The sequence below is a fragment of the Streptomyces sp. NPDC096048 genome, from assembly GCF_044763415.1.
Lineage (GTDB): Bacteria > Actinomycetota > Actinomycetes > Streptomycetales > Streptomycetaceae > Streptomyces.
In genome coordinates this window covers 406,206-429,351 of the sequence record NZ_JBIWGG010000004.1, presented here as the reverse complement: position 1 = coordinate 429,351, position 23,146 = coordinate 406,206, and the positions used below count along the sequence as shown (strand labels likewise).

The window sequence follows — 23,146 nt, the reverse complement described above, 5'->3', positions numbered from 1 at the left end:
ACTTTCAGGATGGTGATGGTCGCCGAGTCGGGGGCTGCTCGGGCCTGGCAGTCGGAGCGGCCCTTCGGCGTTGAGGGGGTCAGGCGGCCTTCGCCGCCGGCGGGATCTCCCGCACGGGCGCGGCCTGCGGCACGAGGCCAGCGGGCTGCGTCATGATCCGGCGGAGCTTCTCCACGACCTCGTCGCTCGGCTCCGGGGCCTCGGCGACGCGCTGGCGGATCTCCGCGAGGACGTCGGGGCCGAGGAGTGCGTGACGCTCTTCGCGGGTCATGCGGCGACTCCGGCGGGCTCGTCTTCCTCGTCGTCGACGCGCTCCATGAAGGTGCGAATGTCCAGGTCATATGCCTCGGCGAGGCGAAGCGCCGAGTTCAGGTCAGGTTGCGCAGACCCGTCGACGTATCGATATGCCGAGGAGACGCTGACGCCGGCGCGCTTGGCGATGGCGTAGGCGGTGCGGTCGCCGCGCTTCTGTGCGGCTTCGAGGATGCGGGCGACGTTGAGTCGGTACACGTGGATGTCCCTCCCTTCGCAGGTAGCGGGGTGGTTTCCCTGTTGAGGGAAACTAGACCACAGACATTCCCTCTCTGGCAAGGGAATGTGCGCGAGCGGGAAGGATGAAATTGCGCTCGCACGCGCGTTCGAACGAACGGATGACCTGTGTTAATGCAGGTCAGTGGCCGGATCGCCGCTTTCCCGCGAGAGGGAAGCGTCGACTATTCCCTCTCCAGGGAAGTAAAGTTCCGGGACATGACGGATGCCCCCACGTCGCGCGAGGAGCGGTTCTTCGCGCTCGTCTTCCCCGCCCTCGAACGCGCCGGCTACACGGCGTACGGCGCGCAGCAGAAACTCGTGGCCGCCACCGGCATCAACAAGACCACGGTCTCGCGGCTCCTACGCGGGGAGACGGTCCCGCACGTCAAGTTCTTTCCCGCCCTGGCCAAGGCGCTGGGACTGGACCCCGTCGAACTCCTTGTCGCCGCCGAGATCGTGCCCCCTGAGTACCTGGAGTCTCAACAAGCACTGTCCGAAACAGATCGGTCACAGGTAGGCTCAAATCTCACTCCGGAGGAGGTCGCCGATCAGTGGGGCATCCTCGATGACGTAGGACGCTTCACGTTCTTCGCCGTCGTCGACAAGCTCACCACCGACGAAGCCGACGAAAGCGACCCCGGAGACGCGACAGCACAGGCGTAACACCCGGGGGTATGCATGGGTCTCACGGCTAACAGCAAGGCCGCAGTCGCAACTGCCGCAGGAATCCTGATCTCAGGATTCGCCGTGATCATCCGAAGCGCCTCAGCTCACAACGCGGCAGGCTCCATCGGCGGGGCCTGCCTCGTAATGGTCGGCCTTACCCTGGCCATCCTCATCTTCGTTCGGCGCTGGGTGTGCGACACCCGCGACGAGCGGCGCATCCTGGCTGCCACCCAGCGCGAAGCCCAGGCCGAGCGAACCCGCATGATCGCGGCTCAGGCTGCTCAGATGAACGAGATGGGCCGCCTCCGACAGGAGCGTGCCGCCGAACGAGCCCGCAACAGGGCCATCCTGAAGGCCGAACGCGAGAAGCTCCAGGCCGAGTTCGCCAACACCCGCGCCAAAGAGCTGTCTGAAGCCTTCCAGACCGGCGCCGAGATGGAACGCGCCGGCGTCTTCAAGAAGCGCCAGCAGCCCGTCCGCGGGAACCTGCTGACGTTCCCGAAGAAGCAGCCCGCGGCCCCGGAAGCGGAGCGGTCGCGGGAGCACGGAGTGGGCGGGCCCTGAACCCCGGCTCGCCCACCCACGACAGACGAATGCGTCCCGGCTTCAACTTGCGTTCGCCGGGCGTCTTCGCCTTGTACAGGCGCACGGTCACCACGCTCTGGATGACCTCCCGCTTCTGCTCCAGCGTCAGCCCTGGCGCCTCCGGCCGGTTCTCCGACGCCGGGCGGCCGTTCCACACGCTCTCCGGGTCCTCGTTCAGCATCCGCAGCAGCAGCGGCGAGGTGCCCGTGGTGCTCTGTAGCTTCTTCCGCTCCGCCTCCAGCCTCGGCTCGACCTGCGCTTCGATCCCCGACAGGGACATGGCCGACAGCTTGAAGCGGCCGGTCTTCTCGTCGAAGGTCTGGGCGAGTTTCCGCGCCTCGGCCAGCTGCTCCTCGTAAGAGTTGATCAGCTTTTGTGCGGCGGCCACCGTCTCCTCGACCTTGTCGTCCGCTGGGACGAGGGCGGCGCGGGCCTTCTGCTTGTTTCCGAACCACTCCAGAACCGCCTCTTCTACATAGGCGTTCAAGAGGTGCTCGACGATGGACGTGTCGTACTTCGCCGTGCAGGCCAGCGTCGGGTTCTTCCGCCGGCCGGTCGTCGTCAGGTAGCGCAGCCACGAGTGGTCACCACACTCGCCGCACAGGCCGAGGTACGACATCAGGTGCTGGACCTCGGTGCCGCGGTGCATCGTACGGGTGGGGTCGGTGAGCTTTGCCGTGACACGGAAGAACATGGCCCGGCCCTGGGGCGTCTCCAGCCCTTTGAGCGGGGCCCAGACTGCCTTGATGTACTCGCCTCGATGGAGGCGCTCGCCGAGGTAGGCGCGGTTCAGGACCGTCATGCGGATCAGGTCTTCCGCCCACGGACTTCCGTTCAGCCGTGCAGCGTTCGGGTCCGACTTGAGCCAGCGCTTCACCGAGCCGAGCGTGTGGCCGGCGTCCAGGCGTTGCAGCATCTCCAGCACGTAAGGGCCGCGAGTGTCTTCCTCCTGCCCAGTGCAGCGCTTGCGTCCGTTGACCATGTCGTACGTCCGCGTGTACCCGTAGATCGCCTTGCCGTGGGGCATTCCTGCCTGCGCCTGGGAGTTGGCGGTTCGCAGGTTCCGGGCGTGGATCCCTTCGGCTTCATCCTCGGCGGCGATGGCGTCCTGCGCGGTGGCCTTCCGGTCCTCCCTCTTGCTGAGGTCGAAGACCTGGCCGTTGTAGCAGAGCAGCGTGTCGGTGGCCATGCAGGCGGCGCGCAGCCGCACGTAGGCTTCGAGGTCGCGGTAGTAGCGGGAGGCTTCAAACGCGACGGCGATCCGTCTCACCCCTGGGGGAGTCGGCTCTTCCCTGATGTAGGTGAGCAGCGCTTCGAAGTCGTCGCGTGGCTTGCGGCCGTGGCGGCTGGCGGAGATGTCCGTGTCTTTGAACTCGCGGCGGGCCTTCCAGCCGTGCCTGTCGCACAGTGCGCGCCCGGTGGCGAGCTGGTCGCCGACAGAACTGCCGGTGCCCATGGCGTCGTCCGAGTTGCGGCCGTAGAGCAGAGCTTCGAAGACGACGCCAGGGATGACCAGGTGGAGGTATTCGGGCGCGTAGGACATGCGGTCATGCTAGCGAAGTAGTGCCATCCGTAAGCAGGATTGTGACTCCACACCTCGTACTGGCTGCGGGACATCCAGAACGGCACCGGCTCCGTGACACCCTCGACGAACAGCTCCCCGAGCAGGACGTCTGCGGCCCCGGTGCGGAACTCGCCGGCCGGGTAGCACATGGGGGCGCTGCCGTCGCAGCAGCCGCCGGACTGGTGGAACATCAGCGGGCCGTGCGCCTCGCGGAGCCGGCGCAGCAGTGCGGCGGCCTCGGGGGTGAGCTCGACGCGGGGAGTCTCCTCGTACGTGTCGTGCGTTGTGTCGCGCATACCGTGCATGCCAGCACGGGGAAGGTTGCGGGAAGGTTGCGCGGGCGGCTTTACCTCTTTTGACATACCTATCTAGCCATATCTATTGTGTCCGGGTGACCGACTCCAGCACCCCTCGCCGGGACATCGACCGTGTGGCCTCCGGGCTCGCGGCGTGCCTTCCCGCGCTGCACCGGGCGCTGGACCGACAGGTCGCCGCCCGGTACCCGCATCCCAAGCCCCCGGAGGGCCAGCTCGCGCTGCTGCGGTTCGTCGCCCAGCACGAGGGCGCCACGGTGCGCGAGGCGGCCGAGGCCCTGCTGATGAAGCCGAACAACGTCAGCGCCCTGGTCTCCCAGCTCACCGAGCAGGGTGACCTGGAGCGCAGGCAGGACAGCGCCGACAAGCGGGTCGCCCACCTCCACCTCACGGCGATGGCCCGTGAGCGGGTGTCCGAGGTGCGGGAACTGGAGACCGCGTTCATCCGCCAGGCCCTGACCTCCCTCACCGAGGGCCAGCAGGGCGCGCTCGGCTCTGCCCTGGACGCCCTCGACGCGCTGACGCGGCACCTTCACCCCGCCGCCCGCTGACCGGGCGGGTATCAGGCACCCCCGCCGGCCGTGGGCACACCGTCGTGCCCGGGCCGGCCCGCCGTGCGCCCGCGAGCCGCACCGCCCCCTCGCGACACCCCCTGAACCTGGAAGAGAAGGCTCATCCATGCCGTCCACGTCCGTGGATCACTCCACCACGCCCGCGGCCGAGACCGCCCCACCGGCGGCCGGCCGCCCGCGGTCCAAGCGGTCCGCGCGGTCCAATCCGTGGCTGACCCTCCTCGCCGTCGCGTTCGGACTGTTCATGGTCCAGCTCGACGGCTCCGTCGTCGCCATCGCCAACCCCGCGATCGGCAGCGACCTGCACGCGTCGACCGCCGAGCTGCAGTGGGTGACCAACTCCTACCTGCTCGCGCTCGCCGCCACCCTCATCCTGGGCGGCAAGCTCGGTGACCGTTTCGGCCGGCGCACCTACTACCTCGCGGGCGTCGCCGGTTTCACCCTCGCCTCGGTGGCCATCGGCCTGTCCTCCTCGATCGAGGGCGTGGTCGCCTTCCGCGCCCTCCAGGGCGTCTTCGGCGGACTGCTGATGCCCAACACCCTCGGCCTGCTCCGCTCCGTGTTCCCGCCGAGGAAGTTCGGCATGGCCGTGGGCATCTGGGCCATGGTCTCCGCGGTCGCCACGGCCCTCGGGCCCATCGTCGGCGGCCTCCTCGTGGAGCACGTCGACTGGGAGTCCGTCTTCTACATCAACGCCCCCATCGGCGTCCTCGCCATCGTCTTCGGCATCCTGGTCCTCCCGGAGAGCCGCAACGCCGGCGGACGGGAACGCTTCGACATCCCCGGCCTCGTCCTGCTCGCCCTCGGCCTGCCGGCCGTGGTCTTCGGCGTCGTCAAGGGCGAGACCTGGGGCTGGACCTCCGCCGGTACCCTGGGCTCCGTCGCCGCGGGTCTGCTGCTCCTGCTCGTGTTCGGCTGGTACGAGACCCGCGTCGAGCACCCGCTGCTGCCGATGCGCCTGTTCCGCAGCCGAGCGCTGACCGTCGGCGCGATCATCACCGCCCTGAACTTCTTCGTGATGCTCGGCGTGATCTTCTTCGTCATGCTCTACCTGCAGAACGTGCGCGGCTTCACACCGGTCGAGGCGGGCGTGCGGACGCTTCCGCTCAGCCTCGCCTCACTGGTCGCCTCCCCGCTGGGCGCGGCCCTGACCCAGCGCTACGGGCCCCGGCTGACGATGCCGCTGGGCATGCTGCTCCAGGCGGCCTCCTGCTTCGGCATGCTCACCTGGCAGACCGACTCCTCCTACGCCACGATGTGGCCGCCGTTCATCGCGCTCGGCCTCGGCGTCGGCATGGTGATGTCCGCCTCCTCCGACGCGATCGTCGGCAACGCCCCCGTCCGGGACGGCGGTGTGGCCGGGGGTCTGCAGGCGACGACCCTGCAGATCGGCGGCGCGCTCGGCACGTCCGTGCTGGTCTCCCTGATCAGCGGCAAAGTCGGTTCCACACTCACCGGGGAGCTGACCGGCGCGGGGGTGCCCCCGGCCATGGCCAACGGTCTGCGGGAGGCCAAGGACGCCGTGGCGATGGGCGTGGCGCCCGTCACCGGCGACATGTCGGCCGGCCTGCGGGCCGCCGTGGTGGAGGGCAGCGGGCAGGCCTTCATGAACGGCGTCCACGTGGCCGTGATCGTCACCGGTGTCCTCTGCGTGCTCGGCGCGGTCCTCGCCGCGACCGGTATCCGGCGCGGTGCGGAGCAGCCGGCGGACCACTGAGGCCGTGAGCGGCGGTGCCCCTCAGGCGCGGGGCACCGCCGTCGGCGCGGCTCAGAGCTCGCCGGCCGCCGTGGTGCGGGGGAGCACCGTGACACGGTGGAAGTTGCACTTCGAGGGCAGGTCCGTCGGGGGGCGCGTCTGATGCGCCTTCAGCGCGATGCTCACCAGGCTCAGCAGCAGGTCGACGTCCGCGTCGCAGTCCAGGTGCACGGTCACCCACCGGGAGCCGGGGACCATGCGGATGGCACTGGAGCCGCCCAGGTCGTACTGGAAACGCTGGATGGCCCGGTGGGTGAGGTGGAGGTCCACGTCCCGGTCCGAGTGGAAGTGGACGATCTCGTCACGGACGGAGCGCAACGCCCGTCCGGTTCCGCAACTGGCCGGACCCGCGATGAGGTCGGGCCAGGCTTGCAGCCGCTCAAGGGCGCGCTGGGCCAGAGTCATGGCCCCATCGTCGCCCGATCACCGCCTCGCAACCAGAGGTTGAGCGATTTGTAACCGGCACGTGAGGTCGGAGCCGTCCGGAGCACGCACGGTGAGCCGGGGGAGGCACCGCGCCCGGTCGCTCGGCGCCTCCCCAGGTCGCGCTACGGCGCCACGCAGCCGATCGTCCCCACGGGGAAGTCGTTGCCCGTGGATGTGGCGGTGAAGCCGAAGGTCACGCTGCCGTCCGGTGGAATGACGCGGTTGTGGTCCACGTTCCGGACCGTGACCGATCCGTCCGCGCCGCTGGACAGCGAACCGTTCCACACACCGCCGAGCGTGGTCCCGCTGCCCGGCCGCCACTGCACGGCCCAGCCGTTCAGCGGCTCCGAACTGTGGTTCATCACCTCGACGGAGCCCTGGAAGCCGCCGCTCCAGGAGTTCTCCACGTTGTAGACGGCCATGCAGGAACCGGAGTGAGTGGGCGGCGGGGTCGTCGGAGGCTCGGTCGTCGGAGGCTGGGTCGGCGTCGGGGTGCCGCCCGAGTCACCGATGCCGGTCACCTCGCCGTTGCCGCCGTCGAAGACGATGTCCGAGCAGGAGAAGAAGTTCTCCTGGCTGTCCGAACGCACCCACTGCATGAAGATCAGCGCGTCTCCCGAGCGGCCCGAGGGCAGTGCCAGATCCCAGTAGTAGTGGCCCCCGTCCGCACCCGCGGAGCCGCGCTGGGGCGGGTCGGTCACCGTCTGGATCAGCTCCAGGTCGTCCCAGCCCAGCTCGGACGTGGGCGACCAGCCCGGCTTGGTCAGATAGACCCGGAAGTCGCCCGGGTGGGCCGCCCAGTTGCTGTAGTTCACCTGGATCGTCGAGCCGGACGTCAGATGCGTCCGGGGCCAGTCGGCGCGGGCGGCGTTGTAGGCGGAGAAGTCGTACGGTGACCGGTCGCCGGCGCTGCACAGGGTGCCGTCCGGCACATAACCGGCGCCGCGCCCGCCCGCGTTGGAGTCGAGCACGGCGAACCAGTTGTACATCGCCGTCGCGCCGCTTTGGTCGAGGGCGTTCTGACAGGCCGGGTTCGTCGGGTCCAGGGCGCCGGTGCCGGTCTTGGCGTCCAACTGGCAGAGATAGGTGCGTGAGCCCGGCATCATCGCCACGCCGTGCGCGTCGGCCCGTCCCTGCCCGAGCAGGAAGGTCACGCCGAGCGCGCCGAGCAGGGTGGCCAGTACCGCCGCGAGAGAGATGTATCTGCTGCGTCGAGCCATAGGGGGTCTCCTGTTTCCGGGTGCTGGGTCTTCGGGTCCTCTGGTTCTTCCGTCTGCTGTTGATCAGTCCATGGTGCTGATCAGGCCATGACAATCTTGGAGCCCTCGCCCGTCCGGGGAGTGCGGGTCGACCGGACGGGCGAGGGAGCGGTGGGCCGTGCGCGGCCGCTATGCCGTGGTGCAGGCGGCGTCGTTCAGGCGAAACCCGACCGGCTCGGCGAACGCGCCGTTGTAGGTGCCCTGGAAGCCGAACGTCTGGCTGCCGCCGGGAGCGATCCGGGTGTTGTGCCCCACGCCCGTCGCCGTGACCGCGCCGGTGGACGGGGTGACGGAGGCGTTCCAGGCGTTGGTGATCCGCTGGCCGGAGGGCAGGGTGAAGGCGAGCTGCCAGCCGTCGACGGGGGCCGCGCCGGTGTTGGTGACGGTGACGTCCGCGGTGAAGCCGTTCTGCCAGACGTTCGTGCCGTACGTCACCTCGCACACCGCCGGGTCGCCGGGGTTGCCGGGGTCGGGATCGGGGTCGCCCGGGGCGTCGCCGGTCTCGACGGTGGACGAGAAGGAGTTGACGGCCAGCCCGGCGCCGTTCTGCCACGGCTCGAAACCGGCCTGAACGCTCGTCAGGTACCAGTCCGCCTCGGCGAGTCCACGTGCGACGGTCGCCCGGACGAAGTCCATGACGTCGAAGCTCCAGTCGGTGACGGCGGAGGGGGCGACGAAGGACAGTACGTCGTTGGAGCCGTTGCTGCCGGTCCACACCTCCCAGGTCCGTCCGCCCACCGCGGCCGTGCCGACCTGGGAGCCGATGGGCTGGATCGGGCCCACCCTGTTGAACCAGATCATGATCTCGGTCTGGTTCACTCCGTCGGTCCGCGGGGTCGGGTCCAGCCAGATGTCGTACGAGGCGTTGTAGACGGCGTCGCCGACAAAGCCGTACGAGATGCCGGAGGGCGCCTCGGAGATGGTGTCGAGTCGGGCGGGGAGATTGGTGCCCGGTGAACAGTTCGTGTAGTGGCAGCCGTTGAAGACCGACGGGTAGGACTTCGGCGCCCCGTTGGTCGGCACTGAGCCGTCGGCCTGGCTGACGCGGAATCCGGTGTCGGTGGCGGTGACGCACTGGGTCGCGCTGGAACCCCAGCGGTTGTTCTGGACGACGTACCGTCCCTGGATCGTCGTCGTCCCGAACGGTTCGCAGATCGTGGTGGCAGCCTGGGCGGGCGCCGCCGCGGTCATGAGTGACGCGAAGACCGCGAGGGTCGCGAGCAGCGCGCCTAAGAGGCCGCGCGGGTTGCGCACTTGGGGCCGTGACGGTCTCATGGGGGGTCTCTCCGGAGGGTGCGGGGGGAAGGGAGGGGCCGGCGCGGGAGCGCTCCCAACTCCCCACTGATGGGAGCGCTCCCACTTGCCGGTTGCGGGTGACTGTAGAAGCGGTTCATGCTTCTGACAAGGCTGTGCGCGCGGGAGTTGTCGAAGAAATCTCGAAGTCCCAGGTGGGAGACGCGAGGCCGGGAGCGCTCCCGACGGACACTCCGGTCGGGCCGTCGGGCCGTCGGGCCGTCGGGCCGTCGGGCCGTCAGGACGATCAGGCAGTCAGAACGATCAGGCGGTCAGGCGGTCAGGCGGTCAGGAGTCAAACAGCCAGGCGGTCAGGCCGAGTCCCGGAGTACCAGTTCCGTGCGGAGGATGACGTGCCGCCAGGCGACGGGGGAGTCCTCCGACGAGTCCTCCATCTCCTCCAGCAGCAGCCGCACCATCGTCCGGCCGATCTCCTCCAACGGCTGCCGGACCGTCGTCAACGGCGGATCCGTGGGCCGGGCCGGCTGGAAGTCGTCGAAACCGATCACCGCGACGTCCTGCGGCACCCGCCGGCCCGCAGCGCGCAGCGCGTGCAGCGCCCCGGCGGCCATGGTGTCCGAGGCGGCGAAGACCGCGTCCAGCTCCGGGTGACGTGCGATCAGATCGGTCGCCGCCCGGAGCCCGCTCTCCTCCGTGAAGTCGCCGCACTCGACGACCAGCGAGGACCTGACCTCGACGCCCGCCTCTTCCAGGGCCTCGCGGTATCCGCGCAACCGGCACTGGGCGACGTACATGTCGAGCGGACCGCTGATGGCCCCGATCGCGCTCCGACCGCCGTTCAGCAGGTGCGTGACCGCGCCGCGCGCGCCGCCGGTGTTGTCGGCGTCGACGTAGGTGACGCTCTCGTCGCCGGAACGCCGCCCCAGCATGACGGTGGGCAGCCCGGCCTTGGCGAGCATGTCGGGCAGCGGGTCCTCGGCGTGCACGGACATCAGCAGCACGCCGTCGACCCGGCCGCCGCGCGCGTACTCCACGAAGCGCTGCCGCTCGGTGTCCGTGCGGACGAGGGTGAGCAGCAACTGCACCGGGGTGTCGGTGAGGGCGTCGCCGACCGCATGGACGATCTCGGTGAAGAACGGCTCCCCGAACAGCCGCCAGTCCGGCTCCGTCATGACCAGCGCGATGGCGTCCGCGCGGTGCCCGGCCAGGGAACGTGCCGCCAGATTAGGGACGTACCCCAGTTCGGCGATGGCCTGCTGCACGGCACGGCGCGTCGAGTCCCGTACGCCGACCGCGTTGTTGACGACCCTCGAGACGGTGCCCCGCCCGACACCGGCGCGGGCGGCCACCTCCTCCAGCGTCGGCGTACCGGGACGCTGCCTGCCCATGTCCGCCTCCCCGTCCGCCTCCCCGTGAGATCGTCCGATACTACGGCGATCTGCTCGGCTCGGCGGGCAGATCGCGGGGGCGGCGCGAGATCGACGGGGTTCGGCGGGGTTCGGCGGGCACCGTCGGGGCCTGGAACGCCCCGACGGTGCCCGCCGCCGCCCGCACGCCGCTCACAACGGAGCGTCGGCCGGCCGGGAGCGCGTCCACCGCCCACGCCGCGGATCGAACGGCCGGTGGCGACGTCGCCCCGCCGTCAGCGGTCCAGGCGTACCGGCATCAGCAGTGAGAACGCCGTCTCGTCGTCCGCCCGGCGGATCGCGAGGGGGGCGGTGGGGGCGCCGAACTCCAGGACCAGCCGGTCCCGGCCCCCGGCGGCGAGCGCGTCCAGCAGGAACCGGCGGTTGACGGCGACGTCGTCCGGGTCGTCGTCACCCTCCTCGCAGACGGCCACCGTGCCGTCGTCGACCACCCGGAGCACGCTGAGGTCGTGCGAAGCACCGCCCGATTCGACTCCCTCGCCCTCACGCGCCTCGCTCGCACGGACGGGACCGGTCTCCAATGCCTTCCGGAAGGCGGGCACGTCGATGAGGGCACGCCGTCCTGAGGGCAGGTGGACGAGGCGGCGGTAGTCGGGGAAGTCGTAGGCGAGGCACTGCCCGGCCGCCTGACGGTCCCCGGCCTCCAACGTCGCCCGGTCACCGTCCACGGCGAAGCCGACGGGCTCGTCGCCGCTCAGCAGCGCGCGCATCGCGTCCGCGAGCGGGGCGGGCACGATGACCTGTGCCCGCGGCCCGCCGGATGAGGCGGCACTCGCGCGCGCGACGGCCATCCGGTACCGGTCGGTGGCCACGAGGTGGAGCGCGTCGCCCTCCACGTCGAACAGGATTCCGCCGAGCATCGGAAGTTCGGGGTCGGAGCCGGCCGCGAAACGGACCGCGTCCAGCGCGGCGGCCAACTCCGACGCGGGGACGGACAGGCGGACGGTGGCGGTGGACGGCGAGGCGGCCATGGGGTTCTCCCGGTGATCGAGTGTTGTTCGGAGCGTGGAGAACTCGCTGCGGGCATCGGCCAGCCCGCGTTCGAGGCGGCGCAGGTGCGCCCGGAGGAGCCCGCGCACCAGATCCGTGTCCGCACTGGACCAGCCGGCCAGCACCAGCCGGATGTCCGCCAGCGGCATGCCGGCCCTCCGCAGCCGGGCCAGCAGCCGGGCCTCGTCGAGCTGATCGGGCGCGTACCAGCGGTAGCCGCTCACCGGATCCACCCAGGCGGGGACCAGCACACCGGCACGGTCGTAGAACCGCAGGGCGCTCACGCCCAGTCCGCTGTCGCGGGCCATCTCCCCAATGCTGCGCATCTCGCTCTCCACGTCCGCAACCCTGAGCCCTTCACCAGGTCGAGGGTCAAACCGCCGTACCTGCCGTGCCGCGTCCTCGCCCGTGAGTCACCCTCGCACCGAAGCGCACAGCCGACCGTCTGCCATTCTTGCGCCGTGCAGAAGCCCACCGCGATCACTCCCGACGCCCCCGCGGCGATACGGATACCGCTCCTCACCCAGGAGTGGCTCGATCTCGCCTTCGTCCACTGGGCCGTCGAGCCCGCCACCGTGGCCGGGCTGATGCCGTGCGGCACCGTTCCCGACACGCACGACGGGCTCACGTTCGTCGGGCTCGTCGCCTTCCGCATGCACCGGGTCGGCTGGCTGGGACTGCCCGGGGTGCCGTACTTCGGCTCGTTCCCGGAGACCAACGTGCGGCTGTACTCGGTGGACGCGCACGGGCGGCGCGGTGTGGCGTTCCGGTCGATGGACGCCTCGCGGCTGATTCCGGTGCTGATGGGCCGCGTGGGCTTCCGGCTGCCCTACCTGTGGTCCCGCATGGCCGTTCGCACGGTCGGCGACACCGTGACCTACACCAGTTCCCGCCGCCGGCCCGGCCCGCGCGGCGCGTACAGCCGCATCGCCGTACGGCCCGGTGAACGGATCCACGAGCCGACCGGCCTGGAGCACTTCCTCACCGCCCGCTGGGGCATGCACCACATGTTCTTCGGCGGTGCCGCGTACCTGCCCAACCACCATGCCCGCTGGCCCCTGTACCGCGCCGAGCTCCTCACCTGCGACGAGGACCTGATCGCGAGCGCCGGAATCCCGGCCCCCACCGACGCCCCGGTCAGTGTCCTGTACTCACCGGGCGTCCAGGTCCGGCTCGGCCGTCCCGCCCGGGGCCTTTCTGCCACTGGGCCCTTGACCTCAAGCTCGCTTGAGGTATCAGAGTGGTCGGCATGAACACCGACACCACCCACATCGACACCACCCACATCGACAGCGCAGACGCCGACAGCGCAGACATCAAGGCCATCGAACAGGTCGTGGCCACCGTCGAGCGCACCCAGCGGGCCAGGGACGCCGAGGGGTTCCTCGCCCTCTTCCACTCCGAGGCCCTCTGGACGACCGCCCACGGCAAGGTCCTGCTGGGCTTCGACGCGATCGCCGAGTTCACCCGAGCCGTGCTGCCGGGCGCCGTCTGGGACGGTGACGTCACCTACGAGGCGGCGCACATCCAGTTTCTGCGGCCCGACGTGGCCGCCGTCAAGGTCAAGCAGGTCTACCACTCGGCCGAGGGCGACACGGAGGGCGCCCCGTTGTACGTCATGACCAAACAGGACGACGGGCGCTGGCTGTTGCACGCCGGCCAGAACACCGAGGTCCGGGCCGGCTAAAGGGTGTTGCAGAAGGCCTTGAGCCGGGCATCTCCATTGTACGGCTGGGGTGTTGAGGGCCGAGCGGGTCCACCCTTCAGGGGCCGACCGGGTGTATTGACCACGACGGTTGTCAACGCCGGCCGGGCGGCGGCGCGGTGCTCTTCCGCACGACGAGCTGGGTGGGGACGAGCCGTGTGCCGTGTTCCGGATCGCTCTGCCGCACTTGGTGCAGGACACCTTCCACGCAGCGGCGGCCGACCTCGGCGAAGTCCTGGTGCACCGTCGTCAGCGGGGGCAGGAACGAACCGGCCTCGGGGATGTCGTCGAACCCCACGACGGATACGTCCTCGGGCACCCTGCGCCCGCGCTCGTCGAGTGCGCGCAGGAGGCCGAGGGCCATCTGGTCGTTGGCGACGAACACCGCGGTGCACTCCCGCTGTTCCGCCAGGTGGAGTCCCGCGCGGTAGCCCGACTCCGCCGACCAGTCACCGCGCACGAGGGGCGGCCGCTCGCGGCCGGCGGACTCGAGTTCCGCGCGCCAGGCGTCCGTTCGGCGCTGAGCGGCGAACGATTCCTCGGGACCGGCGAGGTGCCAGACCGTGCGGTGTCCCAGTTCGAGCAGGTGGCGCACGGCGTCCCGCGTCCCGCCCGCTTGGTCGGTGTCGACCACCGTGAAGCGGTCCCCGGCGTCCGAGTCCGCGACCACGACCTTCACGTGCGGCGGCAGAGACAGCCGGGCGGCGTCGAGGAGGTGGACCTCCATGATGACGATGACAGCGTCGACCGCCAGCTCGCCCAGTCGGGAAAAGGCACCGCGTACCTCGTCCTGGGTGGGTACCGCGACCGGCAGGAGTGTGACCGCGTACCCCTCCTGCGCTGCCGATGTGGCGATGGCCTCCAGCGTGCGCACGTTGCCCGTCGTCGCGAGCGTGAACGTGATCACGCCGATCGTGCGGAATTCACCGCGCTTGAGAGCGCGCGCCGCACTGTTGGGGCGGTAGCCGAGCTCCCTCATGGCCGTGAGGACCTGCTGACGCGTCTGTTCGTTCACACCGGGGAAGCCGTTGGAGACGCGGGAGACCGTCTGCGAGGAGACGCCCGCGAGCTGGGCGACGTCCGCCATCGAGACGGTGCGCCGACGGCGTGGCGTTCGGGTCGCGGGCAGCGGTGTGCCTGGCGCCGGGGAGTCTGTGCCTGGCGCCGGGGAGTCCTTGCCTGTTCCGTCCACCGGTTCCTCTCCTGCTTTCCGAGCGACCCTTGACCGCTCCTACGGACGCAGTGTAGACATGCCGCCATTAGATGTTTACGTAAACATAGTACCTGGTCGGGAGGTCGGCTGACCTCTCTCCGCGACCCGGCGTTTGCGTAGACCTCGGGTTCGGCAGGGACGAACGAGGGACGCGAGATGACGACGCTGCAACCACCGGCGGCCGCAGGGGCCCGTCCGGCCAGGCCACCGGTGCGGCGGACGCGCCGCTCCTGGACGGGATGGGGCTTCATCGGCCCGTTCGCGCTCGTGTTCGCGCTGGTCTTCCTGGCGCCGCTCGCCTATTCGGTCTACCTGAGCCTCTTCCGGACCAAGCTCATCGGCGGGACCTCCTTCGTAGGCCTCGACAACTACGAGCAGGCCCTGCAGGACGGCCGGTTCTGGGACGGCGTGTTGCGCGTCGGCCTGTTCCTGCTGGTCCAGGTGCCTGTCATGCTGGGCCTCGCCCTGCTCGTGGCGCTGGCGATCGACAGCGGCCGTCTGTTCGGCAAGGACTTCTTCCGCATCTCCGTCTTCCTGCCGTACGCGGTGCCCGCCGTCGTCGCGACACTGATGTGGGGCTTCATGTACGGCCCGCGCTTCGGCCTGGTCGGCGACATCAACGACGCCTTCGGCGTGCGGCTGCCCGACCCGCTCTCCTCCGAGCTGATCCTGGCCTCGATCGGCAACATCGTGACCTGGGAATTCGTCGGTTACAACATGCTGATCTTCTACTCCGCGCTGCGCGTCGTCCCGCACTCGCTCTACGAGGCCGCCGAGATCGACGGCGCCGGACAGTGGCGCGTCATCACCGCGATCAAACTCCCCGCGATCCGTGGCGCCCTCGTCATCGCCACGATCTTCTCGATCATCGGCAGCTTCCAGCTCTTCAACGAGCCCGCCATCCTCCAGAAGCTCGCGCCGAACGCGATCACCACCGACTACACCCCGAACTACTACACCTACTCGCTGTCCTTCTCGGGCCAGCAGCACAACTACTCGGCGACGGTCGCCATCGTCATGGGCCTGGTCACCATGATCGTCGCCTATGTCGTCCAGCTGCGCGGCATGCGCAAGGGAGCGTGAGCGCGATGACGACGAGCAGCACCACCGACGCACCGCGGCCCACGGCCGCACCGAGGCCGGCCGCGGCCCCCCGACTGCGCGCGGCGCGCCGCCCACACCGCCCGGGCCGTCCCCGCCGCAGCATCCTGCTCACCGTGCTCACCGGCGTCGTCCTGCTCTACAGCCTCGTACCACTGCTGTGGCTGGTGATCAGCGCCACCAAGACGCAACAGGGCCTCGCCCGGTCGTTCGGTCTCTGGTTCGACGGGGACTTCGCCCTCTGGAGCAACATCACCGAGACCTTCACCTATCAGGACGGCGTCTTCGGCCGCTGGGTGCTCAACACCCTCCTGTACGTGGTGGTCGGGGCGGGCGGGGCCACCCTCCTGGCCGTCCTCGGCGGCTACGCACTCGCCAAATTCGACTTCGCCGGCAAACGCGCGGTGTTCGCCGTCGTCATCGGAGCCGTCGCCGTACCCACCACGGCGCTCGCCGTCCCGACCTTCCTGTTGTTCAGCAAGATCGGTCTGACCGACACTCCCTGGGCCATCATCCTCCCGTCCCTGATCTCGCCGTTCGGCCTGTACCTGATGTGGGTGTTCGCCGCCGAGGCAGTCCCCACCGAGCTCATGGAGGCCGCCCGGATCGACGGCGCGAGCGAGCTGCGCACCTTCTTCCAGGTCGCGCTGCCGCTCCTCGCGCCCGGAACCGTCACGGTGCTGCTCTTCACCACGGTCGCGACGTGGAACAACTACTTCCTGCCGCTGATCATGCTGAAGGACCCCGACTGGTACCCCCTGACGCTCGGTCTCGACGCCTGGAACAAGCAGGCTGCCACGGCCGGCGGCGAGGCCGTCTTCAACCTCGTCGTCACCGGCTCGCTGCTCACCATCGCGCCGCTCATCGCGGCGTTCCTCCTGCTTCAGAAGTACTGGCAGTCCGGACTCGCCGCCGGAAGCGTCAAGGAGTAGCCGCCGCAAGCGACAAGGAGAGCAGCCGCAAGCGTCAAGGAGAGCCGCCGCAGGGCCGCTTCTGGGCCCGCACGTCCCAGCCGAACCCAAAGGAACTGGAAGTACCACTATGCCCAAGCACTCCCGCCGCTTGCTGCGCGGCCTAGGTCTCCTCTGCGTCCTGGCGCTCGGAGCGGCCGCCTGCGGCTCCGACGACGACAACTCCGACCGGAAGGCGGTGGGAGCCGCTGACATCCAGGCCGCCCTGAAGAAGGGCGGCAGCGTCACCGTGTGGGCATGGGAGCCGACGCTGAAGCAGGTCGCCGCCGACTTCGAGAAGAAGTACCCGAACGTCGACATCGATCTCGTGAACGCCGGCACCAACAACGACCAGTACAAGGCCCTGCAGAACGCCGTCTCCGCCAAGAAGGTCGTCCCCGACGTCGCGCAGATCGAGTACTACGCGCTCGGCCAGTACGCCCTGACCAAGGACGTCACGGACCTCAAGGCGTACGGCGCCGACAAACTGGCCGACTCCTACTCGCCGGGGCCGTGGAACTCCGTCAAGTCCGGCGACGGCGTCTACGGCCTGCCGATGGACTCGGGGCCGATGGCGCTCTTCTACAACAAGAAGGTCTTCGACAAGCACAAGATCGCGGTGCCGACCACCTGGGACGCATACGTCGAGGCGGCCCGCAAGCTGCACAAGGCGGACCCGAAGGCGTACATCACGAGCGACGTCGGTGACGCCGGCCTGGCCACCAGCCTTCTGTGGCAGGCGGGATCACACCCCTACAAGGTGGACGGCACCAAGGTCGGCATCGACTTCACCGACGCGGGCGCCAAGAAGTACACCGACACCTGGCAGAAGCTCATCGACGAGAAGCTCCTCATGCCCGTCGTGGGCTGGAGCGACGACTGGTACAAGGGCCTGGGTGACGGAACCATCGCCACACTGCCCACCGGCGCGTGGATGCCCGCGAACTTCGCCTCCGGAGTCAAGGACGCCGCGGGCGACTGGCGCGTGGCCCCGATGCCCCAGTGGACCGAGGGAGCCGACACCAGTTCCGAGAACGGCGGCAGCTCACTCGCGCTGCCCGAACTCGGCAAGAACAAGGAACTCGCCTACGCCTTCGTCGAATACGCCAACTCCGGGGAGGGCGTACAGACCCGCATCAAGAACGGTGCCTTCCCGGCGACCACCAAGGACCTGAACTCCGAGGCGTTCCAGAACACCGAGTTCCCCTATTTCGGCGGCCAGAAGGCCAACAAGATCTTCGCCGAGTCCGCCAAGAGCGTACCCACGGACTGGAAGTACCTGCCGTACCAGGTGTACGCCAACTCGATCTTCAACGACACCGTCGGCAAGGCCTACGTCTCCGGCACGAAGCTGTCACAGGGGCTGGCGGACTGGCAGAAGGCCTCCCTCGAGTACGGCAGCGACCAGGGCTTCACCATCGACGACTAGCGCGGGGAGCCCCGGCAGCCTCCACCGAACCGACAGGCCCCTGAAAGGACCTCCATGAACTCCCCCCTCACCTCCCGTTTCCCCCATCCCAAGGGCAGCGACGGCACCCGACGGCTCGGCTACGGCGCCGACTACAACCCCGAGCAGTGGCCGCGGGAGGTGTGGGCGGAGGACGTCCGGCTGATGCAGGAGGCCGGCGTGAACATCGTCTCTCTGGCGATCTTCTCCTGGGCCAGGATCCAGCCCACGGCCGACACCTGGGACTTCACCTGGCTCGACGAGGCGATGGACCTGCTGCACACGGCGGGCATCGGCGTCGACCTGGCCACCGCCACCGCCTCCCCACCGCCGTGGCTCACCACCGCGCACCCCGAGATCCTGCCGGTCACCGCCACCGGTGAGACCCTGTGGCCCGGAGCACGCCAGCACTGGCGCCCCACCTCACCGGTCTTCCGCACGCACGCACTCCGACTGGTACGGAAACTGGCGTCGCGCTACGCCGGACACCCCGCCCTCGTCGCCTGGCACGTCAACAACGAACTCGGGTGCCACAACGTCTACGACTACTCCGACGACGCCGCCCGCGCCTTCCGGGACTGGCTGCGCGACCGGTACACCACGCTCGACTCACTCAACCACGCCTGGGGAACCGCCTTCTGGTCCCAGCGTTACAGCGACTGGGACCAGATCCTGCCGCCGCGCCTCGCGGCCTCGCACCCCAACCCCACGCAGCAACTCGACTTCAAGCGCTTCTCCTCCGACGTGCTCAAGGAGCACCTCCTGGCCGAGCGCGACGTGCTGCGGGAACTGACCCCCGATGTGCCCGTCACCACGAACTTCATGGTGATGAGCGGCATCAAGGGGATGGACTACGCGGACTGGACGAACGCGGGCGCGGTCGACTTCGTCTCGAACGACCACTACGTCATCCCCGGGCCCCAGGACCGCGACGAGCTGTCCTTCTCCGCCAATCTGACCAGCGGCATCGCGAGCCATCAGCCGTGGTTCCTGATGGAGCACTCCACCAGCGCCGTGAACTGGCAGCCGGTCAACATGCCCAAACTGCCGGGAGAGCTGGCGAGGGACTCGCTGCTGCACGTCGCGCACGGTGCCGACGCCGTCTGCTTCTTCCAGTGGCGCCAGTCCGCCGCCGGTGCCGAGAAGTACCACTCGGCCATGGTTCCGCACGCCGGCGCCGACAGCGATCTCTTCCGCTCCGTCGTGGACCTGGGCCGGACCCTGCGGACGCTGCGGCCGCTTGCCGGGACGGAGCGCGAACCGGCACGCGTCGCCGTACTGTTCGACTGGGACTCGCGGTGGGCGAGCGAGCAGGATTCCCACCCCACCTCGCACCTCGATTACCACCGAGAGGCCCTCGACTGGTACTCCGCGCTGCTGCGACTCGGCGTCCGCGCCGACGTCGTGCCCGTGCACCACAGCGACCTCCCCTCCTACGACGTCGTGATCGCACCCGTCCTGCACGTGATGCCCCAGGAACTCGTCAAGGAGCTCACCCGGTACGTCGAGGGCGGCGGCCACCTCATCACCACCTACTTCTCCGGCATCGTCGACGAGAACGACCACATCTGGCTCGGCGGCTATCCCGGCGCCCTGCGCGAACTCCTCGGCCTGCGGATCGAGGAGTTCGGGCCACTTCCCGACGGCGCCACGGTGGACCTCGACAACGGCACGGCCGGAAGCCTGTGGACCGACCGGATCGCCGTCACCGGACCTGAGGTCGAGGTTCTCGCCCGTTACCGCACCGGCCCGTACGCCGCACGCCCCGCGGTGACCCGCCGGACGGCGAGCCAGGGCTCCGCCACCTACGTCTCGACACGCCTCGGTGTTCCGGGCCTTGTCGGGCTGCTTCCCGATCTGCTCGCCCCGGCCGGCGTCACCAGTGAACTTCCCGAGGACGCGCGGGGCCAGGTGGAACTGGTCGTCCGGCGCGACACGGACAACCGCTACGTCTTCCTCATCAACCGCGGCGACACGCCGGTGACGCTGCCCGGCTTCACCGGGGACGTCCTTGTCGGACTCGTCGGCACGAGGACCGACGAGTTGATCGTCCTGCCGCCACGCGGAGTCGTGGTCGTCCGCCAGGCGACAACCTGACAGAGGCGGTCGTCCGCGACCTGAGTGAAGGGCGCCTGACCCGGAAAAGCGTGGTCGGGCGCCCTTCGGTGCGTCCTGAAGAAGCCCTGCTCGTTGGTCGTCGCCGATCGTCACCAGCCTGGGCGACGACTTCCGGGAAGCGCTCGAACCGTCGCCGCCGAGGACCGAGACCGGCGGACGACCGGTTGCGCCTGCGGGACGTTCTGTACGTCCCGCACCAGGACATCGCGTGCCAACGGCTGCCCCGGAAGCGAGGGTCCGGCTCAGGCGTGACCTGCTGACGGCGCCGGGACCGTCGGCAGCAGTCAGGAAATTGCGAGCCATTGTGCTCCGTCCTGAGCGCGAACCAGAACCGATTCCAACCCACTGCGGAGGACCGAGCGCCGCCGTGCCGAGGAACCCTCCTGCCCTCAGCTGCTCAGCGGAGAGATGGACGCCCGCGCGAACTGCCCGACGCGGGCGCGCCGATCAACCTGGTCGACGTTCGCGAGCCGGACGAGTACGCCCTCGTCCACCGGCCGGGCTCGGTGCTCGTCCCGCAGGGGGAGTTCCCGCACGGCGATGCCGCCGCACGGCTGCCCGCGGACCGCAGGCCCGTGCCGCTGCGCCGGGCCGGCGTCCGCTCCGCGGGGGCCCTCGCCGTGGTCAAGCGCGGTGGTCGCCATGACGCGGTCCACCTGGTGGAAGCGCGCTTGTCGGCGAGCCCGCTCGTGCCTGAGCTGACCGTGCTCAACGGGTGCGAAGCGAGACTGGCGCCCCATCGGCCGGTGGGCTGCCGGCAGTGCGTCAGCCCATGACCCTCGCTGGCGCAGTCTTAATCTTGCAATGTTGGGTCAGATTATTGCGCTGCTCTGTTCTGCGTCCTAATGTGACGCTTCGATCAGGGCAGTGCCCTGGGTGCCACCTCGGAGGAGCCGCAATGAAGCCCCGCATCCTCGCGATCTTTCTGATCTCTTCAGGTCTTGTCCTGTCCGTCACGGCTTGCGGTGGTGATTCGGACGCCGGGGCCGACGGGGATGTCACGATCACCGTGGCGTGCCAGCCGGCGAAGACGGCACCCGAGCAGCGCAAGGCATGGGACGAAGACGTCAAGGCCTTCGAGAAGGCGCACCCGGGCGTCAAGGTCAAGAGCACGGACCAGCAGCCGTGCTTCGACCCGAAGACCTTCGCCGCGAAGCTGGCCGGCGGCCAGATGGAGACGGTCTTCATGGCCCCCGTCACCAACTACGCCGATGTCATAGCCAAGGGACAGGCGAAGGACATCACCGCGTCCACGGATCTGGTGAAGAACTTCGGAGACATTCGGCAGGACGTCCGGGACATGCTCACCAAGGACGGCAAGGTCTACGGCATCCCCAACGTCAGCTACACCGTCGGGCTGGTCTACAACCGCAAGCTCTTCGAGCAGGCCGGTCTCGACCCCGACTCCCCGCCGAAGACCTGGGACGAGGTTCGCGACGCGGCCAAGAAGGTCGCGGACCTGGGTGACGGCTACGTCGGATACGGCGAGTACGGCGGCGGCAACGTCGGCGGCTGGCACTTCGCGCAGTCCATCTTCAGCCGCGGCGGCGAAATGGTCGTGGACGGCAAGGCGGCCTTCAACAGCGCTGAGGGCAAGGCGGTTCTGCAGACACTCCACGACATGCGCTGGGAGGACGACAGCGTCGGCAAGAAGGTGCTGATCGGCTGGGAGGCGCTGATGCAGCAGATGGCAGCCGGCAAGACGGGCATGATGCTCGGCGCCCCGGACGTCGTCACCGACCTGGTGCAGAAGTTCCAGGGCAGCAAGGAGGAGTACGGCATCGCCCCCATTCCCGAGGGCAAGGCGTCGCTCACCGGTGGCGAGGCCTACATGATCAATCCGAAGGCGAGCGCCGCCGAGACCAAGGCCGGCCTGGAGTGGATCGACTTCCAGTTCAACACCCCGGGCAAGGGCCGTCACGACTACGCGCGCGGCAAGGCCAACGGTGACGCCGTGGGCGTTCCGAACAACGACTACATGGGTGACTCGCCGACGGGCCAGAAGATCGCCGAACTCCGCGAGACGAACGCGGTCCTGCCGGTCGAGTATTACCAGCCCTACGTCGACGTGTCGAAGAACGTCGAGCTCAAGCTGGAGCCGGAGAAGGCGCAGGAGTTGTACGCGGTGCTGGATGTGGCCATGTCCGCGGTGCTGACCCGTGAGAACGCCGACATCGACGATCTGCTCGCCGACGCCGAGGGCAAGGCGAACGCGATTCTGGCGAAGAGCTGACCGTCGCGGAACGGGTGTCGCATCCGCTTCCGACGGAGTGCGGCAGAGTGCGGCACCCCGGCCCGCGGCGTGGAACGGGAGATCACCATGGACACATCCACCATGCAGGCGAAACGGCCCCCTGGGCCGCGGCGCCGGCCACCCGCACGTCCCTCACGTCAGAGAAGGACTCTTCGCACCAACATCACCGCCTACGGATTCCTGTGCGCGGCCCTGTTCTGCTTCGCGCTGTTCGCCTGGTGGCCGATCATCCGGCAGGTCGTGCTCAGCTTCCAGGAGACCAACCTGGTCGACGACCCCAAGTGGGTGGGTCTGGACAACTTCCGCACGGTGGTGGAGGACCCGGCGTTCGGCCAGGCATGGAAGAACACCTTCGCCTTCACCTTCCTCGCCCTGCTGTGCGGCTACGTGATCCCGTTCGCGGTGGCGATCGTGCTCAACGAACTACGGCACGCACGCGGGTACCTGCGATTCGTCGTGTACCTGCCGGTGATGCTGCCGCCGATCGTCTCGGTGCTGCTCTTCCGCTGGTTCTACGATCCCGGGCCCGGCCTGTTCAACCAGTTGCTCGACTTCGTCGGCCTGCCGGGCCTGGCCTGGCTGGACTCCACGGACACCGCGCTCATCTCGCTGGTGATCGTCTCCACGTGGATGAACATGGGCTCCGGGGTCCTGATCTATCTCGCCGCTCTGCAGAACATCCCCGGTGACCTCTACGAAGCGGCCGAACTCGACGGGGCCGGCATCTTCAAGCGGATCTGGAACGTCACCGTCCCGCAGACCCGGCTGATCCTGCTGCTCATGCTGATGCTCCAGATCGTCGCCACCATGCAGGTGTTCATCGAGCCCTACATGCTCACCGGCGGCGGACCGGAGAACGCGACGGTCACCGTCGCCTTCCTGATGTACCAGTACGCCTTCGTCTACGGCGGCAACTACGGCGCCGGTAGCGCGCTCGGTGTGCTGCTCATGATCGTTCTCCTTGCGGTCGCCGCAGTCCAGCTCCGGCTGACCCGCGACGAGAAGAGGTAGTCC

General features: G+C 69.1%; 22 protein-coding genes and 1 pseudogene. 12 read left to right on the top strand and 11 right to left on the bottom strand.

The features are described 5' to 3' along the window. Nucleotides 1-79: 79 nt before the first annotated feature. The gene (locus tag ACIQ6R_RS13025; protein WP_404220883.1) at nucleotides 80-271 is read right to left on the bottom strand and encodes a hypothetical protein; all 192 of its coding nucleotides are present in this window, start codon (nucleotides 269-271) and stop codon (nucleotides 80-82) included. Then, the gene (locus ACIQ6R_RS13020; RefSeq protein WP_404220881.1) at nucleotides 268-510 is read right to left on the bottom strand and encodes a helix-turn-helix domain-containing protein; all 243 of its coding nucleotides are present in this window, start codon (nucleotides 508-510) and stop codon (nucleotides 268-270) included. Before ACIQ6R_RS13020 ends, ACIQ6R_RS13025 begins: the two co-directional genes overlap by 4 nt. A gap of 153 nt (nucleotides 511-663) precedes the next feature. Here ACIQ6R_RS13020 and ACIQ6R_RS13015 point away from each other — a divergent pair, with 153 nt between their 5' ends. Further along, entirely contained in the window at nucleotides 664-1,194 is a 531-nt protein-coding gene (locus ACIQ6R_RS13015; RefSeq protein ID WP_404220879.1) for a helix-turn-helix domain-containing protein, read from the top strand. A 15-nt stretch (nucleotides 1,195-1,209) separates the two neighbouring features. Next, complete coding sequence (locus tag ACIQ6R_RS13010) at nucleotides 1,210-1,761, top strand: hypothetical protein (RefSeq protein ID WP_404220877.1); 552 nt, start codon at nucleotides 1,210-1,212, stop codon at nucleotides 1,759-1,761. Here the strand turns inward: ACIQ6R_RS13010 and ACIQ6R_RS13005 are convergent. Further along, entirely contained in the window at nucleotides 1,652-3,325 is a 1,674-nt protein-coding gene (locus tag ACIQ6R_RS13005) for a recombinase family protein (protein ID WP_404220874.1), read from the bottom strand. The genes ACIQ6R_RS13010 and ACIQ6R_RS13005 overlap by 110 nt on opposite strands. Nucleotides 3,326-3,366: 41 nt before the next feature. Then, nucleotides 3,367-3,651: pseudogene (locus ACIQ6R_RS13000) on the bottom strand (DUF779 domain-containing protein); the annotation flags it as partial. Nucleotides 3,652-3,737: 86 nt separating this feature from the next. Between ACIQ6R_RS13000 and ACIQ6R_RS12995 the strand changes: the two are divergent. Continuing rightward, entirely contained in the window at nucleotides 3,738-4,211 is a 474-nt protein-coding gene (locus ACIQ6R_RS12995) for a MarR family winged helix-turn-helix transcriptional regulator (RefSeq protein WP_404220872.1), read from the top strand. A gap of 127 nt (nucleotides 4,212-4,338) precedes the next feature. Further along, nucleotides 4,339-5,949, top strand: coding sequence for an MFS transporter (locus tag ACIQ6R_RS12990; RefSeq protein WP_404220869.1), 1,611 nt, complete (start codon nucleotides 4,339-4,341; stop codon nucleotides 5,947-5,949). Nucleotides 5,950-6,000: 51 nt separating this feature from the next. Here ACIQ6R_RS12990 and ACIQ6R_RS12985 read toward each other — a convergent pair whose 3' ends face one another. The 5 genes from ACIQ6R_RS12985 to ACIQ6R_RS12965 form a co-directional block, all read right to left on the bottom strand. Continuing rightward, nucleotides 6,001-6,393: a luciferase family protein gene (locus tag ACIQ6R_RS12985; protein ID WP_404220866.1), complete on the bottom strand. Its 393-nt coding sequence runs from the start codon at nucleotides 6,391-6,393 to the stop codon at nucleotides 6,001-6,003. 143 nt (nucleotides 6,394-6,536) lie between these two features. Further along, entirely contained in the window at nucleotides 6,537-7,634 is a 1,098-nt protein-coding gene (locus ACIQ6R_RS12980) for a lytic polysaccharide monooxygenase (RefSeq protein ID WP_404220864.1), read from the bottom strand. Nucleotides 7,635-7,802: 168 nt separating this feature from the next. Next, nucleotides 7,803-8,948, bottom strand: a complete 1,146-nt coding sequence (locus tag ACIQ6R_RS12975) for a cellulose binding domain-containing protein (RefSeq protein WP_404220862.1) — start codon at nucleotides 8,946-8,948, stop codon at nucleotides 7,803-7,805. A gap of 329 nt (nucleotides 8,949-9,277) precedes the next feature. After that, complete coding sequence (locus ACIQ6R_RS12970; protein WP_404220859.1) at nucleotides 9,278-10,315, bottom strand: LacI family DNA-binding transcriptional regulator; 1,038 nt, start codon at nucleotides 10,313-10,315, stop codon at nucleotides 9,278-9,280. Nucleotides 10,316-10,569: 254 nt separating this feature from the next. Continuing rightward, nucleotides 10,570-11,670 (bottom strand): MerR family transcriptional regulator, encoded by a 1,101-nt coding sequence (locus ACIQ6R_RS12965; protein ID WP_404220857.1) that lies wholly within the window; start codon nucleotides 11,668-11,670, stop codon nucleotides 10,570-10,572. A gap of 135 nt (nucleotides 11,671-11,805) precedes the next feature. Between ACIQ6R_RS12965 and ACIQ6R_RS12960 the strand changes: the two genes are divergently transcribed. Together ACIQ6R_RS12960 and ACIQ6R_RS12955 are read left to right on the top strand one after the other, a co-directional pair. After that, complete coding sequence (locus tag ACIQ6R_RS12960; protein ID WP_404220855.1) at nucleotides 11,806-12,597, top strand: YqjF family protein; 792 nt, start codon at nucleotides 11,806-11,808, stop codon at nucleotides 12,595-12,597. Further along, entirely contained in the window at nucleotides 12,594-13,031 is a 438-nt protein-coding gene (locus tag ACIQ6R_RS12955; RefSeq protein ID WP_404220852.1) for an SgcJ/EcaC family oxidoreductase, read from the top strand. Before ACIQ6R_RS12960 ends, ACIQ6R_RS12955 begins: the two co-directional genes overlap by 4 nt. A 112-nt stretch (nucleotides 13,032-13,143) precedes the next feature. Here ACIQ6R_RS12955 and ACIQ6R_RS12950 read toward each other — a convergent pair whose 3' ends face one another. After that, nucleotides 13,144-14,136 carry a LacI family DNA-binding transcriptional regulator gene (locus ACIQ6R_RS12950; protein ID WP_404220849.1) on the bottom strand — a complete coding sequence of 331 codons (993 nt, stop codon included), beginning with the start codon at nucleotides 14,134-14,136 and terminating at the stop codon, nucleotides 13,144-13,146. Between the two features lie 282 nt (nucleotides 14,137-14,418). Between ACIQ6R_RS12950 and ACIQ6R_RS12945 the strand changes: the two genes are divergently transcribed. From ACIQ6R_RS12945 to ACIQ6R_RS12930, 4 genes are all read left to right on the top strand, one after another. Continuing rightward, nucleotides 14,419-15,345, top strand: a complete 927-nt coding sequence (locus ACIQ6R_RS12945) for a carbohydrate ABC transporter permease (RefSeq protein WP_404180661.1) — start codon at nucleotides 14,419-14,421, stop codon at nucleotides 15,343-15,345. A 5-nt stretch (nucleotides 15,346-15,350) separates the two neighbouring features. Next, a complete protein-coding gene (locus ACIQ6R_RS12940; RefSeq protein WP_404220847.1) occupies nucleotides 15,351-16,295 on the top strand; it encodes a carbohydrate ABC transporter permease in 945 nt (314 codons plus the stop codon). Between the two features lie 109 nt (nucleotides 16,296-16,404). Next, nucleotides 16,405-17,742 (top strand): ABC transporter substrate-binding protein, encoded by a 1,338-nt coding sequence (locus ACIQ6R_RS12935; protein ID WP_404220845.1) that lies wholly within the window; start codon nucleotides 16,405-16,407, stop codon nucleotides 17,740-17,742. A gap of 54 nt (nucleotides 17,743-17,796) precedes the next feature. Then, nucleotides 17,797-19,857 carry a beta-galactosidase gene (locus ACIQ6R_RS12930; RefSeq protein WP_404220842.1) on the top strand — a complete coding sequence of 687 codons (2,061 nt, stop codon included), beginning with the start codon at nucleotides 17,797-17,799 and terminating at the stop codon, nucleotides 19,855-19,857. 410 nt (nucleotides 19,858-20,267) lie between these two features. On the opposite strand, the gene ACIQ6R_RS12925 is transcribed toward ACIQ6R_RS12930, so the two are convergent. Next, nucleotides 20,268-20,522: a hypothetical protein gene (locus ACIQ6R_RS12925; protein ID WP_404220840.1), complete on the bottom strand. Its 255-nt coding sequence runs from the start codon at nucleotides 20,520-20,522 to the stop codon at nucleotides 20,268-20,270. A 254-nt stretch (nucleotides 20,523-20,776) separates the two neighbouring features. Between ACIQ6R_RS12925 and ACIQ6R_RS12920 the strand changes: the two genes are divergently transcribed. Beyond that, nucleotides 20,777-22,111, top strand: a complete 1,335-nt coding sequence (locus ACIQ6R_RS12920) for an ABC transporter substrate-binding protein (protein ID WP_404220837.1) — start codon at nucleotides 20,777-20,779, stop codon at nucleotides 22,109-22,111. Between the two features lie 87 nt (nucleotides 22,112-22,198). Continuing rightward, nucleotides 22,199-23,143: a carbohydrate ABC transporter permease gene (locus ACIQ6R_RS12915; protein WP_404180643.1), complete on the top strand. Its 945-nt coding sequence runs from the start codon at nucleotides 22,199-22,201 to the stop codon at nucleotides 23,141-23,143. The last annotated feature ends 3 nt before the right edge of the window (nucleotides 23,144-23,146 follow it).